Source organism: Pseudomonas sp. HLT2-19-2 (genome assembly GCF_054898005.1).
This window is the reverse complement of the sequence record NZ_CM142712.1, coordinates 1548034-1568753: the sequence shown is the minus strand read 5'-3', so window position 1 is coordinate 1568753 and position 20720 is coordinate 1548034. Positions and strand designations below refer to the sequence as shown.

General features: G+C 57.7%; 22 protein-coding genes. 13 read left to right on the top strand and 9 right to left on the bottom strand.

The window, feature by feature from the left end; genetic code table 11:
* Positions 1-36: 36 nt before the first annotated feature.
* On the top strand, positions 37-792 hold the full coding sequence (locus tag ACYZTU_RS07215) for a phosphatase PAP2 family protein (RefSeq protein ID WP_461969036.1): 756 nt from the start codon (positions 37-39) through the stop codon (positions 790-792).
* 73 nt (positions 793-865) lie between these two features.
* Here ACYZTU_RS07215 and groL read toward each other — a convergent pair whose 3' ends face one another.
* From groL to ACYZTU_RS07195, 4 genes are all read right to left on the bottom strand, one after another.
* Positions 866-2509 carry a chaperonin GroEL gene (gene groL / locus ACYZTU_RS07210; RefSeq protein WP_129438004.1) on the bottom strand — a complete coding sequence of 548 codons (1644 nt, stop codon included), beginning with the start codon at positions 2507-2509 and terminating at the stop codon, positions 866-868.
* A gap of 49 nt (positions 2510-2558) precedes the next feature.
* Complete coding sequence (locus tag ACYZTU_RS07205) at positions 2559-2852, bottom strand: co-chaperone GroES (protein WP_007948593.1); 294 nt, start codon at positions 2850-2852, stop codon at positions 2559-2561.
* A gap of 248 nt (positions 2853-3100) precedes the next feature.
* Complete coding sequence (locus ACYZTU_RS07200; protein WP_282375384.1) at positions 3101-3577, bottom strand: FxsA family protein; 477 nt, start codon at positions 3575-3577, stop codon at positions 3101-3103.
* Positions 3578-3643: 66 nt separating this feature from the next.
* On the bottom strand, positions 3644-4375 hold the full coding sequence (locus ACYZTU_RS07195; protein WP_461969034.1) for a HugZ family pyridoxamine 5'-phosphate oxidase: 732 nt from the start codon (positions 4373-4375) through the stop codon (positions 3644-3646).
* A gap of 162 nt (positions 4376-4537) precedes the next feature.
* Here ACYZTU_RS07195 and ACYZTU_RS07190 point away from each other — a divergent pair, with 162 nt between their 5' ends.
* Positions 4538-5296, top strand: a complete 759-nt coding sequence (locus ACYZTU_RS07190) for an SDR family oxidoreductase (protein WP_461969032.1) — start codon at positions 4538-4540, stop codon at positions 5294-5296.
* A 109-nt stretch (positions 5297-5405) separates the two neighbouring features.
* On the opposite strand, the gene apbC is transcribed toward ACYZTU_RS07190, so the two are convergent.
* Positions 5406-6500 carry an iron-sulfur cluster carrier protein ApbC gene (apbC, locus tag ACYZTU_RS07185; RefSeq protein WP_282375381.1) on the bottom strand — a complete coding sequence of 365 codons (1095 nt, stop codon included), beginning with the start codon at positions 6498-6500 and terminating at the stop codon, positions 5406-5408.
* A gap of 197 nt (positions 6501-6697) precedes the next feature.
* Here apbC and metG point away from each other — a divergent pair, with 197 nt between their 5' ends.
* The 8 genes from metG to ACYZTU_RS07145 all read left to right on the top strand — a co-directional run bounded on the left by metG (position 6698) and on the right by ACYZTU_RS07145 (position 13586).
* Entirely contained in the window at positions 6698-8749 is a 2052-nt protein-coding gene (gene metG / locus ACYZTU_RS07180; RefSeq protein ID WP_461969030.1) for a methionine--tRNA ligase, read from the top strand.
* Positions 8750-8892: 143 nt separating this feature from the next.
* A complete protein-coding gene (locus ACYZTU_RS07175; protein WP_461969028.1) occupies positions 8893-9462 on the top strand; it encodes an electron transport complex protein RnfA in 570 nt (189 codons plus the stop codon).
* The gene (gene rsxB / locus ACYZTU_RS07170; RefSeq protein ID WP_461969026.1) at positions 9459-10469 is read left to right on the top strand and encodes an electron transport complex subunit RsxB; all 1011 of its coding nucleotides are present in this window, start codon (positions 9459-9461) and stop codon (positions 10467-10469) included. Before ACYZTU_RS07175 ends, rsxB begins: the two co-directional genes overlap by 4 nt.
* Positions 10456-11448 (top strand): RnfABCDGE type electron transport complex subunit D, encoded by a 993-nt coding sequence (locus ACYZTU_RS07165; RefSeq protein WP_461969025.1) that lies wholly within the window; start codon positions 10456-10458, stop codon positions 11446-11448. Before rsxB ends, ACYZTU_RS07165 begins: the two co-directional genes overlap by 14 nt.
* Positions 11445-12056: an RnfABCDGE type electron transport complex subunit G gene (locus ACYZTU_RS07160; RefSeq protein WP_461969023.1), complete on the top strand. Its 612-nt coding sequence runs from the start codon at positions 11445-11447 to the stop codon at positions 12054-12056. Before ACYZTU_RS07165 ends, ACYZTU_RS07160 begins: the two co-directional genes overlap by 4 nt.
* Positions 12049-12636: an Rnf-Nqr domain containing protein gene (locus ACYZTU_RS07155; protein ID WP_461969021.1), complete on the top strand. Its 588-nt coding sequence runs from the start codon at positions 12049-12051 to the stop codon at positions 12634-12636. The genes ACYZTU_RS07160 and ACYZTU_RS07155 overlap by 8 nt, the downstream gene beginning before the upstream one ends.
* A 25-nt stretch (positions 12637-12661) precedes the next feature.
* A complete protein-coding gene (gene nth, locus ACYZTU_RS07150; protein WP_449646063.1) occupies positions 12662-13300 on the top strand; it encodes an endonuclease III in 639 nt (212 codons plus the stop codon).
* A gap of 106 nt (positions 13301-13406) precedes the next feature.
* On the top strand, positions 13407-13586 hold the full coding sequence (locus tag ACYZTU_RS07145; RefSeq protein WP_461969019.1) for a PA3496 family putative envelope integrity protein: 180 nt from the start codon (positions 13407-13409) through the stop codon (positions 13584-13586).
* A gap of 89 nt (positions 13587-13675) precedes the next feature.
* Here ACYZTU_RS07145 and ACYZTU_RS07140 read toward each other — a convergent pair whose 3' ends face one another.
* Positions 13676-14302: a response regulator transcription factor gene (locus ACYZTU_RS07140; protein WP_008155570.1), complete on the bottom strand. Its 627-nt coding sequence runs from the start codon at positions 14300-14302 to the stop codon at positions 13676-13678.
* A 568-nt stretch (positions 14303-14870) separates the two neighbouring features.
* Between ACYZTU_RS07140 and ACYZTU_RS07135 the strand changes: the two genes are divergently transcribed.
* Positions 14871-15503, top strand: a complete 633-nt coding sequence (locus ACYZTU_RS07135; protein ID WP_461969017.1) for a hypothetical protein — start codon at positions 14871-14873, stop codon at positions 15501-15503.
* A 177-nt stretch (positions 15504-15680) separates the two neighbouring features.
* On the opposite strand, the gene ACYZTU_RS07130 is transcribed toward ACYZTU_RS07135, so the two are convergent.
* Positions 15681-16898 carry an argininosuccinate synthase gene (locus ACYZTU_RS07130; RefSeq protein WP_088422930.1) on the bottom strand — a complete coding sequence of 406 codons (1218 nt, stop codon included), beginning with the start codon at positions 16896-16898 and terminating at the stop codon, positions 15681-15683.
* A 129-nt stretch (positions 16899-17027) separates the two neighbouring features.
* The gene (locus ACYZTU_RS07125; RefSeq protein ID WP_461969015.1) at positions 17028-17936 is read right to left on the bottom strand and encodes a flagellar protein MotY; all 909 of its coding nucleotides are present in this window, start codon (positions 17934-17936) and stop codon (positions 17028-17030) included.
* 159 nt (positions 17937-18095) lie between these two features.
* Between ACYZTU_RS07125 and pyrC the strand changes: the two genes are divergently transcribed.
* Entirely contained in the window at positions 18096-19142 is a 1047-nt protein-coding gene (gene pyrC / locus ACYZTU_RS07120; protein WP_461969013.1) for a dihydroorotase, read from the top strand.
* Entirely contained in the window at positions 19139-19816 is a 678-nt protein-coding gene (gene rnt, locus ACYZTU_RS07115) for a ribonuclease T (protein WP_282375366.1), read from the top strand. The genes pyrC and rnt overlap by 4 nt, the downstream gene beginning before the upstream one ends.
* Positions 19817-19888: 72 nt before the next feature.
* Here the strand turns inward: rnt and ACYZTU_RS07110 are convergent, their stop codons facing one another.
* Positions 19889-20491 (bottom strand): peroxiredoxin C, encoded by a 603-nt coding sequence (locus ACYZTU_RS07110; protein ID WP_461969011.1) that lies wholly within the window; start codon positions 20489-20491, stop codon positions 19889-19891.
* Between the last annotated feature and the right edge of the window lie 229 nt (positions 20492-20720).

The window sequence follows — 20720 nt, the reverse complement described above, 5'->3', positions numbered from 1 at the left end:
CGCTTTTCAGAACATTTCACTGCCCAAGGAACTGCCATGGTTTCGACTGCTGTCCGCCCCGCCTCCCGCCCCCTCAATTTCTGGGTGTGCCTGGGTGTTCCCGCCATCGCGGCGATCATTCTGGTGCTGCTCGAACTGACGTCCTTGGACATGGACCTTGCCAAGCTGCTTTATGACCCGGTCGCGGGTGACTTCATCGGGCGGCACAGTTACTTCCTCGAAAACATCCTGCATGACCGCGCCAAGCAAGTAGTCATCGCCTTTTCGGTGTTGGCCATCTTCGGTTTCATCGCCTCCTTCTTCATGGACAGGCTCAAACCGATCAAACGGGAACTGGGCTGCCTGGTGCTGTCTCTGGCTCTGGCGACTTCCTTTGTCACGCCAGTCAAAGCGGTGACGGCCGTTCAATGCCCATGGAGCCTTGAGCAGTTCGGCGGTCACGAAACCTATAGCGAACTGCTCAGCCCTCGCCCGCACACCGATAAACCTGGCCGTTGCTGGCCCGGCGGTCATGCGGCGACTGGTTTCACACTGTTTGCGCTGTTCTTTGTCCTGCGTGACCGTCGCCCGCGCCTGGCACGCAAGGCGTTTGTGTTCGCTTTCGCGTTGGGCACGGTGTTTTCCATCAGCCGGATGATGCAGGGAGCGCACTTCTTTTCGCACAATGTGTGGACGGCGATTTTCTGCTGGCTGATTTGCCTGGGGTCTTACTACTACATCCTTTATCGCCCGGTTTCCAAGGCTGATCGAGTGACCCAGGCAGAAACGGTCAGAGCCGGATCCTTGACTTGAATGATGGGCAATAAAAAACCCCGCCTGCTTTCGCAGGCGGGGTTTTTTATAGGGGTTACAGGGTAAGGCTGGCTTACATCATGCCGCCCATGCCGCCCATACCGCCCATGTCTGGCATGCCGCCGCCAGCTGGTTTGTCGTCCGGAGCATCAGCGATCATGGCTTCGGTGGTCAGCATCAAGCCACCAATGGACGCCGCAGCCTGCAGAGCAGAGCGAGTCACTTTGGTAGGGTCGAGGATGCCCATTTCGATCATGTCGCCGTATTCGCCGGTAGCAGCGTTGTAACCGAAGTTACCCGAACCTTGCTTGACCTTGTCGACGACTACGCTTGGCTCGTCGCCGGAGTTGGCAACGATCTGACGCAGTGGCGATTCGATAGCGCGACGCAGTACAGCAATACCGACGTTCTGATCAGCGTTGTCGCCTTTCAGTTCGCTGATGGCTTGCAGAGCGCGAATCAGCGCTACGCCACCGCCAGGTACCACGCCTTCTTCAACGGCTGCACGGGTTGCGTGCAGGGCGTCTTCAACGCGGGCTTTCTTCTCTTTCATTTCAACTTCGGAACCAGCGCCAACCTTGATCACTGCAACGCCGCCGGACAGCTTGGCCAGACGCTCTTGCAGTTTTTCACGGTCGTAGTCGGACGAAGTGTCAGCCACTTGCTGACGGATCTGCAGAACGCGAGCCTGGATATCAGCTTCAACGCCGGCGCCGTCAATGACGGTGGTGTTTTCTTTGGTTACGGCTACGCGCTTGGCATTACCCAGGTGTTCCAGGGTAGCGCTTTCCAGGCTCAGACCGATCTCTTCGGAGATAACGGTACCGCCGGTCAGGACAGCGATGTCCTGCAGCATGGCCTTGCGACGGTCACCAAAGCCTGGAGCCTTGACGGCAACCACTTTGACGATACCGCGCATGTTGTTCACAACCAGAGTCGCCAGGGCTTCGCCTTCAACGTCTTCGCTCACGATCAACAGTGGACGACCTGCTTTGGCAACGGCTTCCAGTACTGGCAGCAGTTCACGGATGTTCGAGATTTTCTTGTCGACCAGCAGGATCAGCGGACCGTCGAGCTCGGCAGTCATGGTCTCTGGCTTGTTGACGAAGTACGGGGACAGGTAACCACGGTCGAACTGCATGCCTTCAACAACCGACAGTTCGTTTTCCAGGCCCGAGCCTTCTTCAACGGTGATCACGCCTTCTTTACCGACTTTTTCCATGGCTTCGGCAATGATGTCGCCGATGGAGTTGTCGGAGTTGGCCGAGATGGTGCCGACCTGAGCGATGGCCTTGGTGTCAGCGCAAGGCTTGGACAGGGCTTTGAGCTCTTTGACGATGGCGATGGTCGCTTTGTCGATACCGCGCTTCAGGTCCATCGGGTTCATGCCGGCAGCGACGGCTTTCAGGCCTTCGTTGACGATCGATTGAGCCAGAACGGTAGCGGTGGTGGTGCCGTCGCCTGCATCATCGTTGGCACGGGAGGCAACGTCTTTGACCAGCTGCGCGCCCATGTTTTCGAAGCGATCTTTCAGCTCGATTTCTTTGGCAACGGACACGCCGTCCTTGGTGATGGTCGGAGCGCCGAAGCTCTTCTCGATGATCACGTTACGGCCTTTAGGGCCCAGGGTCGCTTTTACTGCGTCAGCCAGGACGTTGACACCGGCGAGCATTTTCTTGCGGGCGGAATCGCCGAATTTAACTTCTTTAGCAGCCATGATCGATATTCCTTAAATACTTTGTAGTAACGGGAAAATGAGCGGGGAATCAGCCTTCGACAACAGCGAGGATTTCGCTTTCGCCAATTACCAGCAAGTCTTCGCCGTCGACTTTCACAGTGTTGCTGCCGGAGTACGGGCCGAACACAACCTTGTCACCCACTTTCACGGACAGCGCACGCACTTCACCGTTGTCCAGTACTTTGCCCGGGCCTACAGCGAGGACTTCACCCTGGTTTGGCTTCTCAGCAGCCGAACCTGGCAGGACGATACCGCCAGCGGTTTTCTTTTCTTCTTCGCTGCGACGGACGACGACGCGGTCATGCAGAGGACGAAGCTTCATTGTCGATCTCTCCTAATTGTGGTTTTCATCGGCCGGTGTATTCCCGGCGGGTTTAACAAATCCGGCGGTGCCGGGTGCGATTCGACGAGCGAACCGCGGAAGTCTGTCTGGCGTAATCGCCAGAAACCTTGCGGTGACCGTTACATAAGGGCGCATAAGCTTATTACAAGGGCGAGTAAGCAAATTTTTTCATGTTGCTGCCCCACAAACGAACACGGCACCCGAAGGTGCCGTGCCGTTGTAGCGGATTACTTGTTATCGCGGTGCTCGAACTCGCCTTCAATCACGTTAGGCTCACGGCCCAGCGGCTCGCGCGGAACAGGACCGCCACGTGGTTGAAGGTCATCGGCGAATGCACGCTGACGGATCGCCTGCTCTTCGGCACGCTGGCGCATTTTATTGGCCAACAGCCGACGAGAGATCGGCAGCAACATGATCAGACCCAGCACGTCGGTGACGAAGCCCGGCAGGATCAACAGACCACCCGCCAGCGCCAGCATCAAACCTTCAAGCATGGTCTGGGCCGGCAGCTCGCCGCGGTTCAGGCTTTCACGGGCACGCAGCGCAGTGGCCAGACCGGCGATACGCAGCACGAACACGCCGAGCATCGAGCCGAGAATCACCAGCAGCAGGGCCGGGAAAAACCCGATCGCCCCGCTCACCTTGACGAATACGAACAGCTCCAACACCGGAAACAGTACAAAGAGCAACAAAAAAGGGCGCATCAAATGGTTCCTCAACGCAAGAATGCCTTGCCAGTCTTCCTTAGATGACGTCGCCGTTTCGTGAATTCAAGCGTCGGCCACTTCATTTTTCGGCCAATGTTCGGCGTGAGCCAGGAAAACCAAGGCTTCGCGCACTTGTGTCGGCGTATTACACGGCGCTTGAAACGGCAGCCAGTAGAGTCCCTGACCGATGCGCAGGTGCATGCCTTCGGTGTCGATACCCGCCAATTGCGCCGGCTCGGTTTTCGGCAGGCCTGCCAGCTCGACGTAGTGGGCGATGGCTTTGGCGTGATCGGCATTCATGTGTTCGACCATGCTCGCTTCGGGCTTTCCGGCGAACGGGTTGGCCAGGGTCAACTGATCGACCCAGTGAATCGCGCCGAAGCCGCCGATGTAACGGTGACGTACCGGTTTGAGCACCCAGAAATCGAAATCATGTGCCTTGTGGTAGCTCTGCGAATCAGGGAAATAGCGGTAATAACGATCAGCCGCCGCTTCGATGGCGGCCTCGTCCTCGAGCTTTTCTGCTTCGGCGAGGTAGGTCAGGCGACCAACGGCTTGCACATCTTCGGCTCCGCGCTCGCCCACAAACAGTGAGCATTTCGGATCTTTCTGCAGGTTATGCGTGTGCTGGGCGATACGGCTGATAAGGATCAGCGGCCGGCCTTGTTCGTCCAGGCAGTACGGAACCACGGAGCCAAACGGGAAACCGGGCATCGCCTTGGAGTGCGTCGAGAGCACTCCCCGGTATTCCTTGAGAAGCAATTCTCGGGCATTCTTGGCCGCTTCAACGCTCAATTTATGACTCCTTAAATAGAATCCGTCAAAAAAACGGACAGGCGCCTGGGGATAAGTTCCAGTCCGCCAACGGGGCAGTTCTCATGTGCAACCAGGCCAGGTGCAGATCGAGAGGCCCTCTAGAAGGAACCCACTCCTCTGACCTGCTATTGGGGCATGCGAATGCAACTCACTGACAAAGTAATCATTATCACTGGCGGTTGCCAGGGTTTAGGCCGTTCCATGGCCGAGTATTTCGCCGCAAAAGGCGCGAAGCTGGCGCTGGTGGACCTGAACCAGGAAAAACTCGACGACACTGTCGCCGCTTGCAAGGCTAAAGGCGTCGATGCTCGCGCTTATCTGTGCAATGTCGCCAATGAAGAGCAAGTGTCCCACATGGTCGCCCAGGTGGCCGAAGACTTCGGCGCAATCCATGGCCTGATCAACAACGCCGGGATTCTGCGCGACGGCCTGCTGATCAAGGTTAAGGACGGCGAGATGACCAAGATGAGCCTGGCCCAGTGGCAGGCAGTCATCGACGTCAATCTGACAGGCGTATTCCTGTGCACCCGTGAAGTCGCGGCCAAAATGGTCGAGCTGAACAACAGCGGCACGATCATTAATATCTCGTCGATCTCCCGCGCTGGCAACGTCGGTCAGACCAACTACTCCGCCGCCAAGGCGGGTGTCGCTGCGGCGACCGTGACCTGGGCCAAGGAACTGGCACGCTACGGTATTCGGGTGGCGGGCATTGCACCGGGCTTTATCGAAACCGAGATGACGCTGAGCATGAAGCCTGAGGCGCTGGAGAAGATAACGTCCGCGATTCCGCTCAAGCGCATGGGCAAGACTGAAGAGATCGCCCATTCCGCGGCCTACATTTTCGAGAACGACTACTACACCGGTCGGATTCTGGAAATGGATGGCGGGTTGCGGATCTAAAGCAAGATCAAAAGATCGCAGCCTCGCTTCGCTCGACAGCTCCTACATGGATTGACTTACACCTGTAGGAGCTGTCGAGCGAAGCGAGGCTGCGATCTTTTTCAGCGAATCAATCGTCGCTGATCGTGATGTTCGGCATGGCCGGTGTCGCCGCTTCCTGCAACACGATCCGCGCGCCGACATGGCGGGCCAGTTCCTGGTAAACCATCGCAATCGGGCTGTCAGGCTCGGCGATTACCGTTGGCTTGCCGCCATCGGCCTGCTCGCGGATGATCATCGACAGCGGCAAGGAAGCCAGCAGCTCGACGCCGTACTGGTTGGCTAGCTTCACACCACCGCCCTCACCGAAAAGATGCTCGGCATGCCCGCAATTGGAGCAGATGTGCACGGCCATGTTTTCCACCACGCCCAGCACCGGGATGTTGACCTTGCGGAACATCTCCACGCCTTTGCGCGCGTCCAGCAATGCCAGATCTTGCGGGGTAGTGACGATCACCGCGCCGGCCACCGGGACTTTCTGCGCCAGGGTCAGCTGGATGTCACCGGTGCCTGGTGGCATGTCGATGACCAGGTAATCGAGGTCGCCCCAGGCGGTTTGAGTGACGAGTTGCAATAAAGCACCGGAAACCATCGGCCCGCGCCAGACCATCGGCGTGTTGTCGTCGGTCAGGAACGCCATGGACATGACTTCGACGCCGTGGGACTCGATCGGAATAAACCACTTCTGATCCTTGACCTTGGGTCGAGTGCCTTCGGGGATGCCGAACATGATGCCTTGGCTCGGTCCGTAAATGTCCGCGTCGAGAATCCCGACCTTGGCGCCTTCGCGGGCCAGGGCCAAGGCCAGGTTGGCGGCGGTGGTGGATTTGCCCACACCACCCTTGCCGGATGCCACGGCCACCACGTTCTTGACGTTGGCCAGCCCCGGAATCTGCGCTTGAGCCTTGTGCGCGGCAATGACACTGGTGATCTCGACGCGGGCGATGGTCACGCCGTCCAGCCCTTCAATGGCCATTTGCAGCAATTGCGCCCAGCCACTCTTGAACAGACCGGCGGCGTAACCCAGCTCCAGCTGGACGCTGACGCGATCACCCTGAATGTCGATGCCGCGCACGCACCCGGCGCTGACCGGGTCCTGGTTCAGGTAAGGGTCGGTGTATTGGCGAAGGACGGCTTCCACCGCTGCGCGATTGACGACGCTCATGGGCAACTCCGATAGCAAGACTGGAAAATCAGGCGGGTATCCTAACCGTTCTATGGCCTGGACGGCATGCTTTCAGAATGTGACAGATACCCAATGTCCAGACGCAACCTGGACCGTGGATACGGGTCGCGGGGGTGAAAAATATGCGCCGGCGCTTTATAGTGGCCGACCTCCGTTTCATCAAGTAGCCGAGCCCCATGTCCGAGCCACGCAAGATCCTCGTCACCAGCGCCCTGCCCTATGCCAATGGTTCGATCCATCTTGGCCACATGCTGGAATACATCCAGACCGATATGTGGGTGCGCTTTCAAAAGCACCGCGGCAATCAATGCATTTATGTCTGCGCCGACGACGCCCACGGTTCGGCCATCATGCTGCGCGCGGAAAAGGAAGGCATTACCCCGGAACAACTGATCGCCAACGTCCAGGCTGAACACAGCGCCGACTTTGCCGAGTTCCTGGTGGACTTCGATAACTTCCACTCCACTCACGCCGAAGAAAACCGTGAGCTGTCGAGCCAGATCTACCTGAAGCTGCGCGACGCCGGGCACATTGCCACGCGTTCGATCACTCAGTACTTCGACCCGGAAAAGAAAATGTTCCTGGCCGACCGCTTCATCAAGGGTACCTGCCCGAAATGCGGCACCGAAGACCAGTACGGCGACAACTGCGAAAAATGCGGTGCGACCTACGCGCCGACTGATCTGAAGGATCCGAAGTCGGCGATCTCCGGCGCCACCCCGGTGCTCAAGGATTCCCAGCACTTCTTCTTCAAGCTGCCGGACTTCCAGGAAATGCTGCAAGCCTGGACCCGCAGCGGCACCCTGCAAGAGGCCGTGGCGAACAAAATCGCCGAATGGCTGGATGCCGGCCTGCAACAGTGGGACATCTCCCGCGATGCGCCGTACTTCGGTTTCGAAATCCCCGACGAGCCAGGCAAATACTTCTACGTCTGGCTGGACGCGCCCATTGGCTACATGGCCAGCTTCAAGAACCTCTGCGCCCGTCGTCCGGACCTGGACTTCGACGCGTTCTGGGGCAAGGATTCCACCGCCGAGCTGTACCACTTCATCGGCAAGGACATCGTCAACTTCCACGCGCTGTTCTGGCCAGCCATGCTTGAAGGCGCCGGTTTCCGTAAACCGACCGGCATCAACGTCCACGGCTACCTGACCGTCAACGGTCAGAAAATGTCCAAATCCCGCGGCACCTTCATCAAGGCCCGAACCTATCTGGACCATCTGTCGCCGGAATACCTGCGCTACTACTACGCGGCCAAGTTGAGCCGCGGCGTCGACGACCTCGACCTGAACCTCGAAGACTTCGTGCAGAAGGTCAACTCTGACCTGGTCGGCAAAGTCGTCAACATCGCCAGCCGTTGCGCCGGTTTCATCCATAAAGGCAACGCCGGTGTGCTGGTGGCGGGTAATGCCGCGCCGGAACTGACCGAAGCGTTCCTGGCCGCAGCGCCGAGCATCTGCGACGCCTACGAGGCTCGCGACTTCGCCCGTGCCATGCGCGAGATCATGGGCCTGGCCGACCGTGCCAACGCCTGGATCGCCGACAAGGCGCCGTGGTCGCTGAACAAACAGGAAGGCAAGCAGGACGAAGTCCAGGCCATCTGCGCCTTGGGCGTGAACCTGTTCCGCCAACTGGTGATCTTCCTTAAGCCGGTGTTGCCGTTACTGGCCGCCGACGCCGAGGCGTTCCTCAACGTCGCGCCGCTGACCTGGGACGACCACGCCACCTTGCTCAGTAACCATCAGCTGAACGAGTTCAAACCGTTGATGACCCGTATCGACCCGGTGAAAGTGCAAGCCATGAGCGACGCTTCGAAAGAGGACCTGACCGCCAGCCAGACCGACACCGGTGAAACTGCGCCTGTCGGCAATGGCGAACTGGCCAAGGATCCGCTGTCGCCAGAGATCGAGTTCGATGCCTTTGCCGCTGTCGACCTACGCGTCGCCCTGATCCTCAAGGCCGAACACGTGGAAGGTGCTGACAAACTGCTGCGCCTGACTCTGGACATCGGTGACGAGCAACGCAACGTGTTCTCCGGGATCAAGAGTGCCTACCCGGATCCGTCCAAACTCAATGGTCGTCTGACCATGATGATCGCCAACCTCAAGCCACGAAAAATGAAGTTCGGGATCTCCGAAGGCATGGTCATGGCCGCGGGCCCCGGCGGTGAAGAAATCTACCTGCTCAGCCCTGACAGCGGCGCCAAACCAGGTCAGCGCATCAAGTAAGGTTGTGCAGCAAATCGATCCCACAGTCGTGCCTGGCGCGACTGTGGGATTTTTCATGTCTGGCCCACCCTCCGTCCTTGCCGGATAATGCCTAAGCTTTTTAGACCGCTCTGTTAAAAAGCCCCGTTCTTGCCGGCACGATCATGACCGAAATTGTTCTTACGCTTATCAGTGCAGCCCTGATCAACAACCTCGTGTTGCACTGGCCGCTGGGCGTCGATCCGCTGTTGGGCAACGAGCATCGGCAGGTCCACGCGCTGGGCCTTGCGACGGCTTGCTTGATGCTGATCGTCGGCACGCTGGGCTACTTGGCCTACCGTTGGCTGCTGATCCCGCTGGAGCTGACGTCGCTGCGCCTTTTCGTATTCCTGCCTTTAAGCGTTTTGCTGATTGGTCCGCTGCTGAAAGCGCTTTCTCGGTCACTTCCAAAGCTTGCGTTCGATGGCCTCTGGCCCCTGCTGCTGGGCAACGCCGGCGTACTCGGCCTGACGCTGCTCAACGCTCAAGACGACAAAGGACTCTTCCACGCCATGGCCCTGAGCCTGGGTGGCGGGCTGGGTTTCTGGCTGGTACTGAGCCTGTTCAGCGACTTGCGCCAACGCACACTCGATAATGATATCCCTCTGCCTTTTCGTGGCCTGCCGATCGAGTTGATCGGCGCCGGGCTGATCGCAGTGGCTTTTCTCGGATTCAGTGGACTGATCAAAACATGAGTCTGATTCAACGCATCGACGCCCTCTTGCCGCAGACCCAATGCGGCAAGTGCGGCCATCCTGGATGCAAACCGTACGCCGAAGGCATTGCCAGCGGCGAGCCGATCAACAAATGCCCGCCAGGCGGCAGCGAAACCATCGCGGCCCTGGCTGAGATGTTGAACGTGCCGGTGCTGGAACTGGACGTCAGTCGCGGCTCGGCACCGGCGCAGATCGCCTACATTCGTGAAGCGGAGTGTATCGGCTGCACCAAGTGCATCCAGGCCTGCCCGGTGGATGCCATTGTCGGTGCGGCGAAATTAATGCACACGGTGATCGTCGATGAATGCACCGGTTGCGACCTGTGCGTGGCGCCCTGCCCGGTGGATTGCATCGAGATGCGGCCGTTGCCGCTGGCCACGGTGCTACCGATTGTCGGCGGCCTGGCGTTCAGCCTCGAGGAACAACGCGCCCGGACGGCCAAGCGCGATCACGCACGGCGTCGATTCGAACAACGCAACGCTCGCCTGCGTCGTGAAGAAGAACTGAAAATCGCCGAACGTCAGGCCCGAGCCCAGCGCGCCGTCCAGCACAGCGAGGTGGCGACACTCGACCCGATTCAGGCTGCTCTTGAGCGAGTCCGCGCACAGAAGGCAGCCAATGCGGATGCGGCGTTGAAAAAAGCCAAGATCGATCTGGCAATGAGTCGGGCGCAACTGAACAAGTCTCTCAAGGCGTTCGGGCATCCGCCGACCTTCGAGCAGCAGTCGCAACTGATCCTCCTGCAACAGCAGTTCGAGGCTGCCGAACAGGCGTTGGCGACACTGGAAAGCACTGCACCGCCAGCCCCGGCGCCCGTTGCTCCGGCGAAAAATGCGCAGCTGAATCGGGCAAAGATCCAGTTAGCCATGCGCCGCGCCGAACTCAAGAAAGCCCACGCCAGCGAAGCTCCCGCTGAGCAAATCGAAACACTGGAACTCGCGGTCAATGAAGCCGAGCGTCAGGTGGATGCCTATGTCGCCCCTTGAATCGGTCGACGAGCGCCTTCAGCAGGCCATGAAGCTGGTATTGCTGGCCACCGTGCCGGGGATGCTGGTGTTGTTCTGGCTGTATGGCTGGGGGGTGTTGATCAACCTGATTCTGACAGGCGTTACCGCATTGGCCGTTGAAGCGGCCGTGCTGCAACTGCGCAAGCGACCGCTCAAGCCAACCTTGACCGACGGCAGCGCACTGGTCAGCGCGACGCTGCTGGCTCTGGCCTTGCCGCCTTATTGCCCTTGGTGGCTGGCGGTCTGTGCCGCGGCGTTCGCGATGGTATTCGGCAAACACCTGTATGGCGGCGTAGGAAATAACCCATTCAACCCGGCAATGCTCGGTTTCGCCCTCGTGATGGTGAGCTTTCCCCAACAGATGACCCACTGGCCGTCATCCCATGGACTGGACCTGCTCGGCGGCTTGCAGCAGGTGTTTGGGTTCAGCCTCAGCCAGACGCCGGATGCCTGGGTCCAGGCCACAGCGCTGGACAGCCTGCGGATCAACAAAAGCCTGACCATCGACGAACTGTTTGCCGCTAACCCGGCGTTCGGTCACTTCGGCGGCCGAGGCATGGAATGGGTCAACCTGGCCTTTTTGGCGGGCGGCGCGTTTCTGCTGCAACGACGGGTGTTCAGCTGGCATGCGCCGGTCGGCATGCTCGCCAGTCTGTTCGTCATCAGCCTGCTGTGCTGGAACGGCTCAGGCTCCGACTCCCATGGCTCGCCGCTGTTTCATCTGCTCACTGGCGCGAGCATGCTGGGCGCATTCTTCATCGTCACGGAACCGGTGTCTGGCGCAAAAAGCCCCAGCGCGCGACTACTTTTCGGCGTGGGCGTCGGGCTGCTGACGTACCTGATTCGTACCTGGGGTGGGTATCCGGACGGCGTAGCCTTTGCCGTGCTGTTGATGAACCTCTGTGTGCCGGCGCTGGAGCGGTGCGTCGCTTCCAGACAGGAACGGGGTGCGCCATGAGCCGAGCATCGAGCGCTGTGGTCCTGGTGTTACTGGCAGGACTGGGGATTGGCGTGACCTACCTGGTCCAGCACATCAGCGCGCCGCGAATTGTGGCCGAACAGCGCCTGATCGACAGCCGTAACCTGCTGGATCTGCTGCCCGCCGAGCGCTACGACAATCAGCCGCTGGAACAGCCACTCGCACTCGAAAACACTGGATTGGCCAACAGTACGCTGCTGGGTGGCTATCTGGCGACCAAGACTGGCCAACCCAGCGCCGTGTTGCTGCGCAGCCAGACCTTAGGCTATGAGGGCGCCATCGAATTGCTGATCGCCATCGACGCAAACGGCAAGTTGCTTGGCGTCAAAACGCTCAAGCAATCAGAAACCCCGGGGCTGGGTGGCAACATTGCCGACTGGCCTAATGCCTGGTTTCAGGTGTTTGTCGGTAAATCTCGAACCGAACCCGCCAATGCTGGCTGGGCCTTGAAAAAGGATCAGGGGCAATTCGATCAATTGGCGGGGGCGACCATTACTTCAAGAGCAGTGATCAACGCCATCCATGACGCGTTGCGCTACTTCGATGAACGCCGGCAACAGTTGATGGGGAGTAGCCCCCATGAATAAGTCATCGTCTCTGCAGAACTCGCTGATGCTCGCGCCGCTGATCGGCGCCACGGACTCATTGGTGTCCGCTTTGGGCTTGTGGCTGATGTTCATCGTAGTGATCAATGCCTTTGGTGTGTGCATGGGCGCCTTGCGATCCCGACTTCTCCCGGCGACACACCTGCTTGCCGGCGTCCTGCTGGCGGCCACGCTGACCAGCTGCGCGGAGCTCGCCGCGCAACTCTGGTCGCTGCAATGGCACCACCATGTGGGGTTCTATGCAGGGTTGATCGCCTTGCAATGTGTCGTGCTGGAAAACACCGGTTTTTTCCAGAGCGCCCGGCGTGATCGCCTGCGCCTGTGTGGCTTGTTCGGCGCGTTGATGGCAGGCCTTGGCTTGCTGCGCGAACTCATCGGCAACGGCACACTCGGCAGCCATCTGCCATGGCTGGCTGGCACTGCGCAAGTGGACTGGCAAGGTTGGGTACTGACCGCCGACGGTGGCTTGCACCTGGCCACCCTGGCCCCCGGCGGATTCATTCTGCTGGGACTGCTGATCGCCGCACGTCAGGCCTGGACCCGCTCGACACCCTCACACTGACCGCCTTCGAGGAAACGCACTGCCCATGAATGCCGCAAAACGTCTGGAAATTTTCCGCCGATTACACGAAGACAACCCGGAACCAAAGACCGAACTGGCCTACTCCTCGCCGTTCGAATTGCTGATCTCTGTGATTCTCTCGGCCCAGTCGACCGATGTCGGCGTGAACAAGGCCACTGCCAAACTCTATCCGGTGGCCAATACGCCGGCGGCGATTTATGCCTTGGGTGTCGAGGGACTGTCGGAATACATCAAGACTATCGGCCTGTTCAACAGCAAAGCGAAAAACGTGATCGAGACCTGTCGCTTGCTGGTGGAACGTCATGGAGGCGAAGTGCCGCAAACCCGTGAAGAGCTGGAAGCGTTACCCGGCGTCGGCCGCAAGACCGCCAACGTGGTGCTCAATACCGCATTCCGTCAGCTGACCATGGCCGTGGACACGCATATTTTCCGGGTCAGCAATCGTACCGGCATTGCTCCCGGTAAAAATGTGGTCGAGGTTGAGAACAAACTGATGAAGTTCGTGCCCAAGGAATATCTGCTCGACTCCCATCACTGGCTGATCCTCCACGGACGCTACGTTTGCCTGGCCCGCAAGCCTCGCTGTGGCAGTTGCCGGATCGAAGACTTGTGTGAATACAAGCAAAAGACTTCGGACGATTGAGGCGCTATTAGGTTTTTTGATTTATCGATTGAAAAAATCTTTTTTACCCGCCGGGAGATTATCGCTATAAGGAGCGCCAAAGGCAGTCTTAGCCTGGAGTAACACTATGAGCACTGGCAAAGAGCAATTGGACGTAGAAGACGACTTCACCCCCGTTGAGGCTGATGACACCGAGCCGGTGGTTGAAGTGGCGAAGACCAACCTGAGCAAACGCCGTACCATCGACAATCTGTTGGAGGAGCGCCGACTGCAAAAGCAATTGGCCGATTACGATTTTGATCCATGACACCTGAAAGCCTCCCGAAACGGAGGCTTTTTACTAAGTGCCAACCCCTGATGCCCCCGCTCATCGCGCCTCGTCAAACGTTGAGGCAGTCACACCAAACCATTGCGTTGAGCCAATTCGATCAGGTCGACCAGGGAGCGAGCATTGAGTTTCAACAACAGGCGGGTCTTGTAAGTACTGACAGTCTTATTACTAAGAAACATTCCATCGGCAATCTCCTTGTTGGTCTTGCCTCGGGCCAACTGTTGCAAGACCATCATTTCCCGTCCCGACAGACGATCCACCATATCGGCCTCACTGGCGTTCCCCAAACTGGAACGTACGGTATGCAAGGCTTGATTTGGAAAGTAACTGTAGCCTGACAATACTGCCTTTATCGCGCTGAGTAATTCGGTGAGATCCTGTTGTTTGCAGACATACCCGGCGGCACCCGATTGCATGCAACGCATGGAAAAATGCCCAGGTGCCTGGGAAGTCAATATCAGTACTTTCATGGGCATTGCTGTCGACGTTAAACGCGCGATGACTTCCAGCCCATCAAGTTTCGGTATTCCAATATCCAGGATGACAATATCCGGCATATGCTCACGGGCAAGTTGCAACGCATCCACGCCGTTATCTGTCTCTGCAATAACTTCGTAGCCATGACGCTCCATTAGCATTCGTACCGCAAGACGAATGACGGGGTGATCATCCACGATCAGCACTTTATTCATGGGCAAGTCCAATTTTCGCTGTTCGAATTTTTAGAGCCCGCACAATAGCCTAGTCGTTTCACCCATGGCATGCCGCCCCCCTCGGCCACCTACACCGAGAGACATTCCCTACAGACATTAGGGATTCGTCTTACAAAATATACCCAAATACTGGGACTTGAAATTTTATCAACCTGAAAGAATTTATATTTTTCGCAGTTTTTGTGTTTCGATTTACAATCAGAAAACCAAACTACAGCCTCCATCGCAAGCGATCCAACGAACACCAACTATTGAGCTACGCTTAAAAGTAACTGATGTTTCCCCTCTAAAAACCCATACCACAAACACTGCACATCAAGCATTAAGAAAAAATCACACCATGCAACACTTCAAAAATTCATTCCAACGCAACCAAAACATCAAAAACAGATATACCCGCCCTCACTCATTGCCGTTATTATCCCCCATTGAAATCCAACTTTTAAAGGAACACCCACCCACAAAAAAACAATAACCGAGTTATTAAAATCCAAAACCAAAAATATTAACCATTCGAGAAAAGACAATACTTCCATGAGCAGAAAACATGAACATACTAAAGAAAAAAATCGTCAACCCTCTGACAGTTATTGCCATATTTGCCGCTATTTCTGAAACATCGGCCGCCGTCTCACTGCCCTTTCTCGACAATAAGGAGAAAGAGCTCTATGTCTGGTTCCTGATCAGTTTTCCCTTTTATTTGCTTTTTCTTTTCTTCGCCACACTCAACTTCAACTACCGGTCGCTGTACGCGCCCTCGGATTTTGGGAAAGGAAAGCATTTTTTAGAAGTGATGGACAACGCTGATCGCGGTCAGCGGCCCGATAACCTGAAGGACCCTCCCGCCCGGATCGGAATTCAGACAAGCCTCTCGGCGCTACAGCACGTGTGCCTGACCGAGCCGCTAAAAAACCTGCACATCGTCGATGCGCGGTGGTTGAACAAAAAAAAGGAGTTTGGCGCCTGGATTGAAAAAAATCTGCACCCACAGGGAAGCCCTGCGCAAGTGATTGTGTTTCTCACCTGTACCGATTCGGAGGCATTACTGAAGGAAAGCGCCCTCACGCATTCAAAACAGACAAAGAACCGCAACGGCCCAACGCTCTGCATTGCTTACAATTTGAATTCACGTGGCCTGACGATTCTTGATCACTCCTTTTACCTGGCACGCAGCAGGTAACGCTTGAAGAGCTTTCAGAGAGAAGAAACAGAAGGAAGGAATTACAGAAACAAAAAGAACGCTGTTAAAACGATGTCCAGCAGGAAATCCCCCCTATTCAGATGTGTGGCCTTGTCATCGACAAGGCCACACCTCTATTACCGCCACTACAGTCGTTCCACTACGGCTTCAAAAATCTCAGAAAAGCTTCCGGCCTTTGTTCGCCGCAATACGCATGCGCAAAGCGTTGAGCTTGATGAAGCCCGCCGCGTCGGCCTGGTTGTAGGCGCCGCCATCTTCTTCGAAGGTCGCGATGTTGGCATCGAACAACGATTCGTCGGACTTGCGACCGGTGACGATCACGTTGCCCTTGTACAGCTTCAGGCGCACAACGCCGTTCACGTGGGCCTGGGACGCATCGATCATCTGTTGCAGCATCAGACGCTCAGGGCTCCACCAGTAACCGGTGTAGATCAGGCTGGCGTATTTAGGCATCAGCTCGTCTTTGAGGTGAGCCACTTCGCGGTCCAGGGTGATCGACTCGATCGCACGGTGGGCGCGCAGCATGATGGTGCCGCCAGGGGTTTCGTAGCAGCCACGGGACTTCATGCCAACGTAGCGGTTCTCGACGATGTCGAGACGGCCAATACCATGTTCGCCACCGATACGGTTCAGGGTCGCCAGCACGGTGGCCGGGGTCATTTCGACGCCGTCCAGTGCGACGATGTCGCCGTTGCGGTAGGTCAGTTCCAGGTATTGGGCTTTGTCAGGAGCGTTCTCCGGGGAGACGGTCCATTTCCACATGTCTTCTTCGTGCTCGGTCCAGGTGTCTTCCAGCACGCCGCCTTCATAGGAGATGTGCAGCAAGTTGGCATCCATCGAGTACGGGGATTTCTTCTTGCCATGACGCTCGATCGGGATGTTGTGCTTTTCAGCATAATCCATCAGCTTTTCACGCGAGAGCAGGTCCCATTCGCGCCACGGAGCGATCACTTTCACGCCTGGTTTCAAGGCGTAGGCGCCCAGTTCGAAACGAACCTGGTCGTTGCCCTTGCCGGTGGCGCCGTGGGAAATGGCGTCTGCGCCGGTTTCGTTGGCGATTTCGATCAGGCGCTTGGCGATCAACGGACGAGCGATGGAAGTACCCAGCAGGTACTCGCCTTCGTAAACGGTGTTGGCGCGGAACATCGGAAAAACGAAATCGCGCACGAATTCTTCGCGCAAGTCGTCGATGTAGATCTCTTTCACGCCCATGGCTTGTGCCTTGGCGCGTGCAGGTTCGACCTCTTCGCCCTGACCCAGGTCAGCGGTGAAGGTCACGACTTCACAGTTATAAGTATCCTGCAGCCACTTGAGGATCACCGAAGTGTCCAGGCCGCCGGAATACGCCAGAACGACCTTGTTTACGTCCGCCATGCCATCACTCCACGGGGTTCTACGGAAAGCCGTCAAGTCTACCGGTCATACAGGATAATTTACAGAGGCGCGACAGCTTATGACGACGAAGCGACAGATTATGTCGAGTGAGCGACGATTACAGCGGGTTCAGGAAGTCGACGCGGCGCTCGCCGAGGCAGCGGCCTGAGGGGCGGGCTTTTCGGTGGGCGCAACCCGCGCCAGGTGCACATTGACCCGACGGTTCTTCGCCCGGTTGGCAGAACTGGTATTGGGCGCTAACGGATAACGCTCGCCGTGGAAGCGCAGGGTGACTTGCGATTCCTGAATACCGTTGGCCTTGAAGAAGTCCAGGACAGCCAGAGCCCGGCGGCGCGACAGGTCACGGTTGGTCAGGCGGTTGCCGCTGTTGTCGGAATGGCCATCGAGTTCGATGTGGTTGACCGTCGGATCGGCCTTCATGAAATCCAGCATCACCTGCAACTGAGCCTTGGCCCGAGCGTCAAGATCGATGCCTTCGCCGGGGAAGCCAACTTCGGACTGTTTGACCTGCTCGAAATTCTTCGGCAGCAGCTTTGCCACGCAACCCTGATAGTCGTTGAAGGCCTTGCTGAACTTGACCGGCAACAGGCGCACTTCCGACATCCGGCCATCGCCAGAGTAATGTCGAACAACCGTGCTGCGGCCATCCATCAGGCCACTGATCAAACGCCCGGCCTGAACTTGCGAACTGTTGAACAGCACATCGCCACTGCCGATTCGCACAGACCCGAGGTTAATGTCGCCACGCCCCGGCTGCCAGGGTGCAGCCGCCGCCAGCAAGGTGGCCGAACCGCCGCCGATCATTGTGTTGTAAGCCTTCAGACGAAACGTCGCTTGCTCGCCGGCGCGGCGTACGAACTCACCGGAACCAAAATCGGTGATCGGCTGAGTCAGGCGGCACTCGAACTGGTCTCCTTCGACCGTCCACTCGATGCTCTCCAGACGGGTCTGGAAAGTGAGCGCCATCGCTGGAAGGCTGGCAAATACGCTGAGCAAGGCTAAATAACGCTGGCGCACGGGAGGCTCCACTGGCTTCTACAACAAAAAGACCGACACACACATGTTTACGGCATACCTGTTGGATATCGGAAGCTTCCTGCAAAACTTGATAGCGAGTGCCTGGAAGAGTCTTTTCCGGTAGCATTCCCCTCAGTTTGACCCGCCTGGAATCCCCTCATGTCCGACCGCCTGACCCTGCTGCGTCCCGACGACTGGCATATTCATCTTCGCGATGGTGCCGTGTTGACCAATACCGTTGCAGATGTCGCGCGCACCTTTGGTCGCGCCATCATCATGCCCAACCTGGTACCTCCGGTGCGTAACACCGCTGAAGCCGACGGCTATCGCCAGCGGATTCTCGCTGCACGCCCGGCTGGCAGCCGCTTCGAACCGTTGATGGTGCTGTACCTGACCGACCGCACCCAGCCCGAAGAAATTCGCGAGGCCAAGGCCAGCGGCTTCATTCACGCCGCCAAGCTGTACCCGGCCGGCGCGACCACCAACTCGGACTCCGGTGTTACCAGCATCGACAAGATTTTCCCTGCACTTGAGGCCATGGCCGAAGTCGGGATGCCCTTGCTGGTTCACGGAGAAGTCACCCGTGGTGATGTCGACGTTTTCGATCGCGAAAAAATCTTCATCGATGAGCACCTGCGCCGTGTGGTCGAGCGTTTCCCGACGCTCAAAGTGGTGTTCGAACACATCACTACCGCTGACGCCGTGCAATTCGTCAACGCGGCGTCGGCCAATGTTGGCGCGACCATCACCGCGCATCACCTGCTGTACAACCGCAACCACATGCTGGTGGGCGGGATTCGGCCTCACTTCTATTGCCTGCCGATCCTCAAGCGCAACACCCATCAGGAAGCCCTGCTCGACGCCGCCACCAGCGGCAGCGACAAGTTTTTCCTCGGCACCGACTCGGCGCCCCATGCCCAGCACGCCAAAGAAGCAGCATGCGGCTGTGCCGGTTGCTACACCGCTTATGCAGCGATCGAGATGTATGCCGAAGCCTTTGAACAGCGCAACGCGCTGGACAAGCTCGAAGCCTTTGCCAGCCTGAACGGCCCGCGTTTCTACGGCCTGCCGGTGAACACCGATCGCATCACCCTGGTCCGCGATGAGTGGACCGCCCCAACCAGCCTGCCATTTGGCGAGCTGACCGTAATCCCGCTGCGCGCCGGTGAAAAACTGCGCTGGCGCCTGCTGGAGGAACACGCGTGAGTGAAGACCATTTCGACGACGAACAGGAAGGTCAAGGCGGCGGAGGTGGTTCGCGCCACCCGATGGCTGAACGCTTCCGTGGATACCTGCCAGTCGTTGTCGACGTTGAAACCGGTGGTTTCAACTCTGCCACTGACGCCTTGCTGGAAATTGCCGCCACCACCATCGGCATGGACGAAAAAGGGTTTGTGTACCCCGACCACACCTACTTCTTTCGCGTAGAGCCTTTTGAAGGCGCGAACATCGAAGCGGCCGCCCTGGAATTCACCGGGATCAAACTCGATCACCCGCTGCGCATGGCGGTGAGTGAAGAAGCAGCCCTGACCGACATCTTCCGCGGCATCCGCAAGGCGCTTAAAGCCAATGGTTGCAAACGGGCGATTCTGGTCGGGCACAACAGCAGCTTCGATCTGGGTTTCCTCAACGCCGCCGTCGCGCGCCTGGACATGAAACGTAACCCGTTCCATCCGTTCTCGAGCTTCGATACTGCAACCCTGGCCGGTCTGGCTTACGGTCAAACGGTACTGGCCAAGGCCTGCCAGGCAGCCGATATCGACTTTGACGGTCGTGAGGCCCACTCGGCTCGCTACGACACCGAGAAGACAGCCGAGCTGTTCTGCGGCATCGTCAATCGCTGGAAACAAATGGGCGGCTGGGAAGACTACAACGACTGATACGTCGCTGGATTTATCCCGCCCATAAAAAAACCGGCCTCAGCAGCCGGTTTTTTTATGCCTCAACGTGCCTTACAGCGCAGCAGCGTTCTCGGTCAGGTAAGCCGCGACACCTTCGGTCGAAGCGGTCATGCCTTTGTCGCCTTTTTTCCAGTTGGCAGGGCAAACTTCGCCGTGCTCTTCGTGGAATTGCAGAGCGTCGACCAGACGGATCAGCTCTTCAATGTTACGGCCCAGCGGCAGGTCGTTGATGATCTGCGAACGGACAACGCCTTTGTCGTCGATCAGGAATGCGCCACGGAAAGCCACGCCGTCAGCGGACTGAACGTCGTAGGCCTTCATGATTTCCTGCTTGATGTCGGCAGCCATGGTGTAACGGACTTGGCCGATACCGCCATTGTTTACCGGGGTGTTGCGCCAGGCGTTGTGGGTAAAGTGCGAGTCGATCGAAACGGCAACCACTTCAACGTTGCGTGCCTTGAAGTCAGACATGCGGTTGTCCAGAGCGATCAGCTCGGACGGGCAAACGAAGGTGAAGTCCAGTGGGTAGAAGAACACCAGGCCGTATTTGCCTTTGATGGCCGACGACAAGGTGAAGCTGTCTACGATTTCGCCATTACCGAGTACGGCCGGTACGGTGAAGTCAGGGGCTTGTTTGCCTACGAGTACGCTCATTGGATATCTCCTGGTGTAAAAACGTGAAGAACTGGTTTCGTATCAGCCTGCCACCTTCAGACGACAGCCCTGTGACACGAACCCGCTTCATAAGGACCGGCCATCATACACTGCGTTTTTGACCTGTCCTTAACGCTTTTTTTGCCAAGGGAAATGCTGTCGTCTGACTTTCGGTGTGATCGCCGCTGAGGGGAAACCGTTCGTCAGCCTCGACCAAAGCTTTCAGAAA

Excerpts from the sequence above, each read along its gene's own strand:
- ACYZTU_RS07215 (WP_461969036.1), top strand. The coding sequence starts at position 37 with ATGGTTTCGACTGCTGTCCGCCCCGCCTCCCGCCCCCTCAATTTCTGG.
- groL (WP_129438004.1), bottom strand. The coding sequence starts at position 2,509 with ATGGCTGCTAAAGAAGTTAAATTCGGCGATTCCGCCCGCAAGAAAATG.
- ACYZTU_RS07205 (WP_007948593.1), bottom strand. The coding sequence starts at position 2,852 with ATGAAGCTTCGTCCTCTGCATGACCGCGTCGTCGTCCGTCGCAGCGAA.
- ACYZTU_RS07200 (WP_282375384.1), bottom strand. The coding sequence starts at position 3,577 with ATGCGCCCTTTTTTGTTGCTCTTTGTACTGTTTCCGGTGTTGGAGCTG.
- ACYZTU_RS07190 (WP_461969032.1), top strand. The coding sequence starts at position 4,538 with ATGCAACTCACTGACAAAGTAATCATTATCACTGGCGGTTGCCAGGGT.
- apbC (WP_282375381.1), bottom strand. The coding sequence starts at position 6,500 with ATGAGCGTCGTCAATCGCGCAGCGGTGGAAGCCGTCCTTCGCCAATAC.
- metG (WP_461969030.1), top strand. The coding sequence starts at position 6,698 with ATGTCCGAGCCACGCAAGATCCTCGTCACCAGCGCCCTGCCCTATGCC.
- ACYZTU_RS07175 (WP_461969028.1), top strand. The coding sequence starts at position 8,893 with ATGACCGAAATTGTTCTTACGCTTATCAGTGCAGCCCTGATCAACAAC.
- rsxB (WP_461969026.1), top strand. The coding sequence starts at position 9,459 with ATGAGTCTGATTCAACGCATCGACGCCCTCTTGCCGCAGACCCAATGC.
- ACYZTU_RS07165 (WP_461969025.1), top strand. The coding sequence starts at position 10,456 with ATGTCGCCCCTTGAATCGGTCGACGAGCGCCTTCAGCAGGCCATGAAG.
- ACYZTU_RS07160 (WP_461969023.1), top strand. The coding sequence starts at position 11,445 with ATGAGCCGAGCATCGAGCGCTGTGGTCCTGGTGTTACTGGCAGGACTG.
- ACYZTU_RS07155 (WP_461969021.1), top strand. The coding sequence starts at position 12,049 with ATGAATAAGTCATCGTCTCTGCAGAACTCGCTGATGCTCGCGCCGCTG.
- nth (WP_449646063.1), top strand. The coding sequence starts at position 12,662 with ATGAATGCCGCAAAACGTCTGGAAATTTTCCGCCGATTACACGAAGAC.
- ACYZTU_RS07145 (WP_461969019.1), top strand. The coding sequence starts at position 13,407 with ATGAGCACTGGCAAAGAGCAATTGGACGTAGAAGACGACTTCACCCCC.
- ACYZTU_RS07140 (WP_008155570.1), bottom strand. The coding sequence starts at position 14,302 with ATGAATAAAGTGCTGATCGTGGATGATCACCCCGTCATTCGTCTTGCG.
- ACYZTU_RS07135 (WP_461969017.1), top strand. The coding sequence starts at position 14,871 with ATGAACATACTAAAGAAAAAAATCGTCAACCCTCTGACAGTTATTGCC.
- ACYZTU_RS07130 (WP_088422930.1), bottom strand. The coding sequence starts at position 16,898 with ATGGCGGACGTAAACAAGGTCGTTCTGGCGTATTCCGGCGGCCTGGAC.
- pyrC (WP_461969013.1), top strand. The coding sequence starts at position 18,096 with ATGTCCGACCGCCTGACCCTGCTGCGTCCCGACGACTGGCATATTCAT.
- ACYZTU_RS07110 (WP_461969011.1), bottom strand. The coding sequence starts at position 20,491 with ATGAGCGTACTCGTAGGCAAACAAGCCCCTGACTTCACCGTACCGGCC.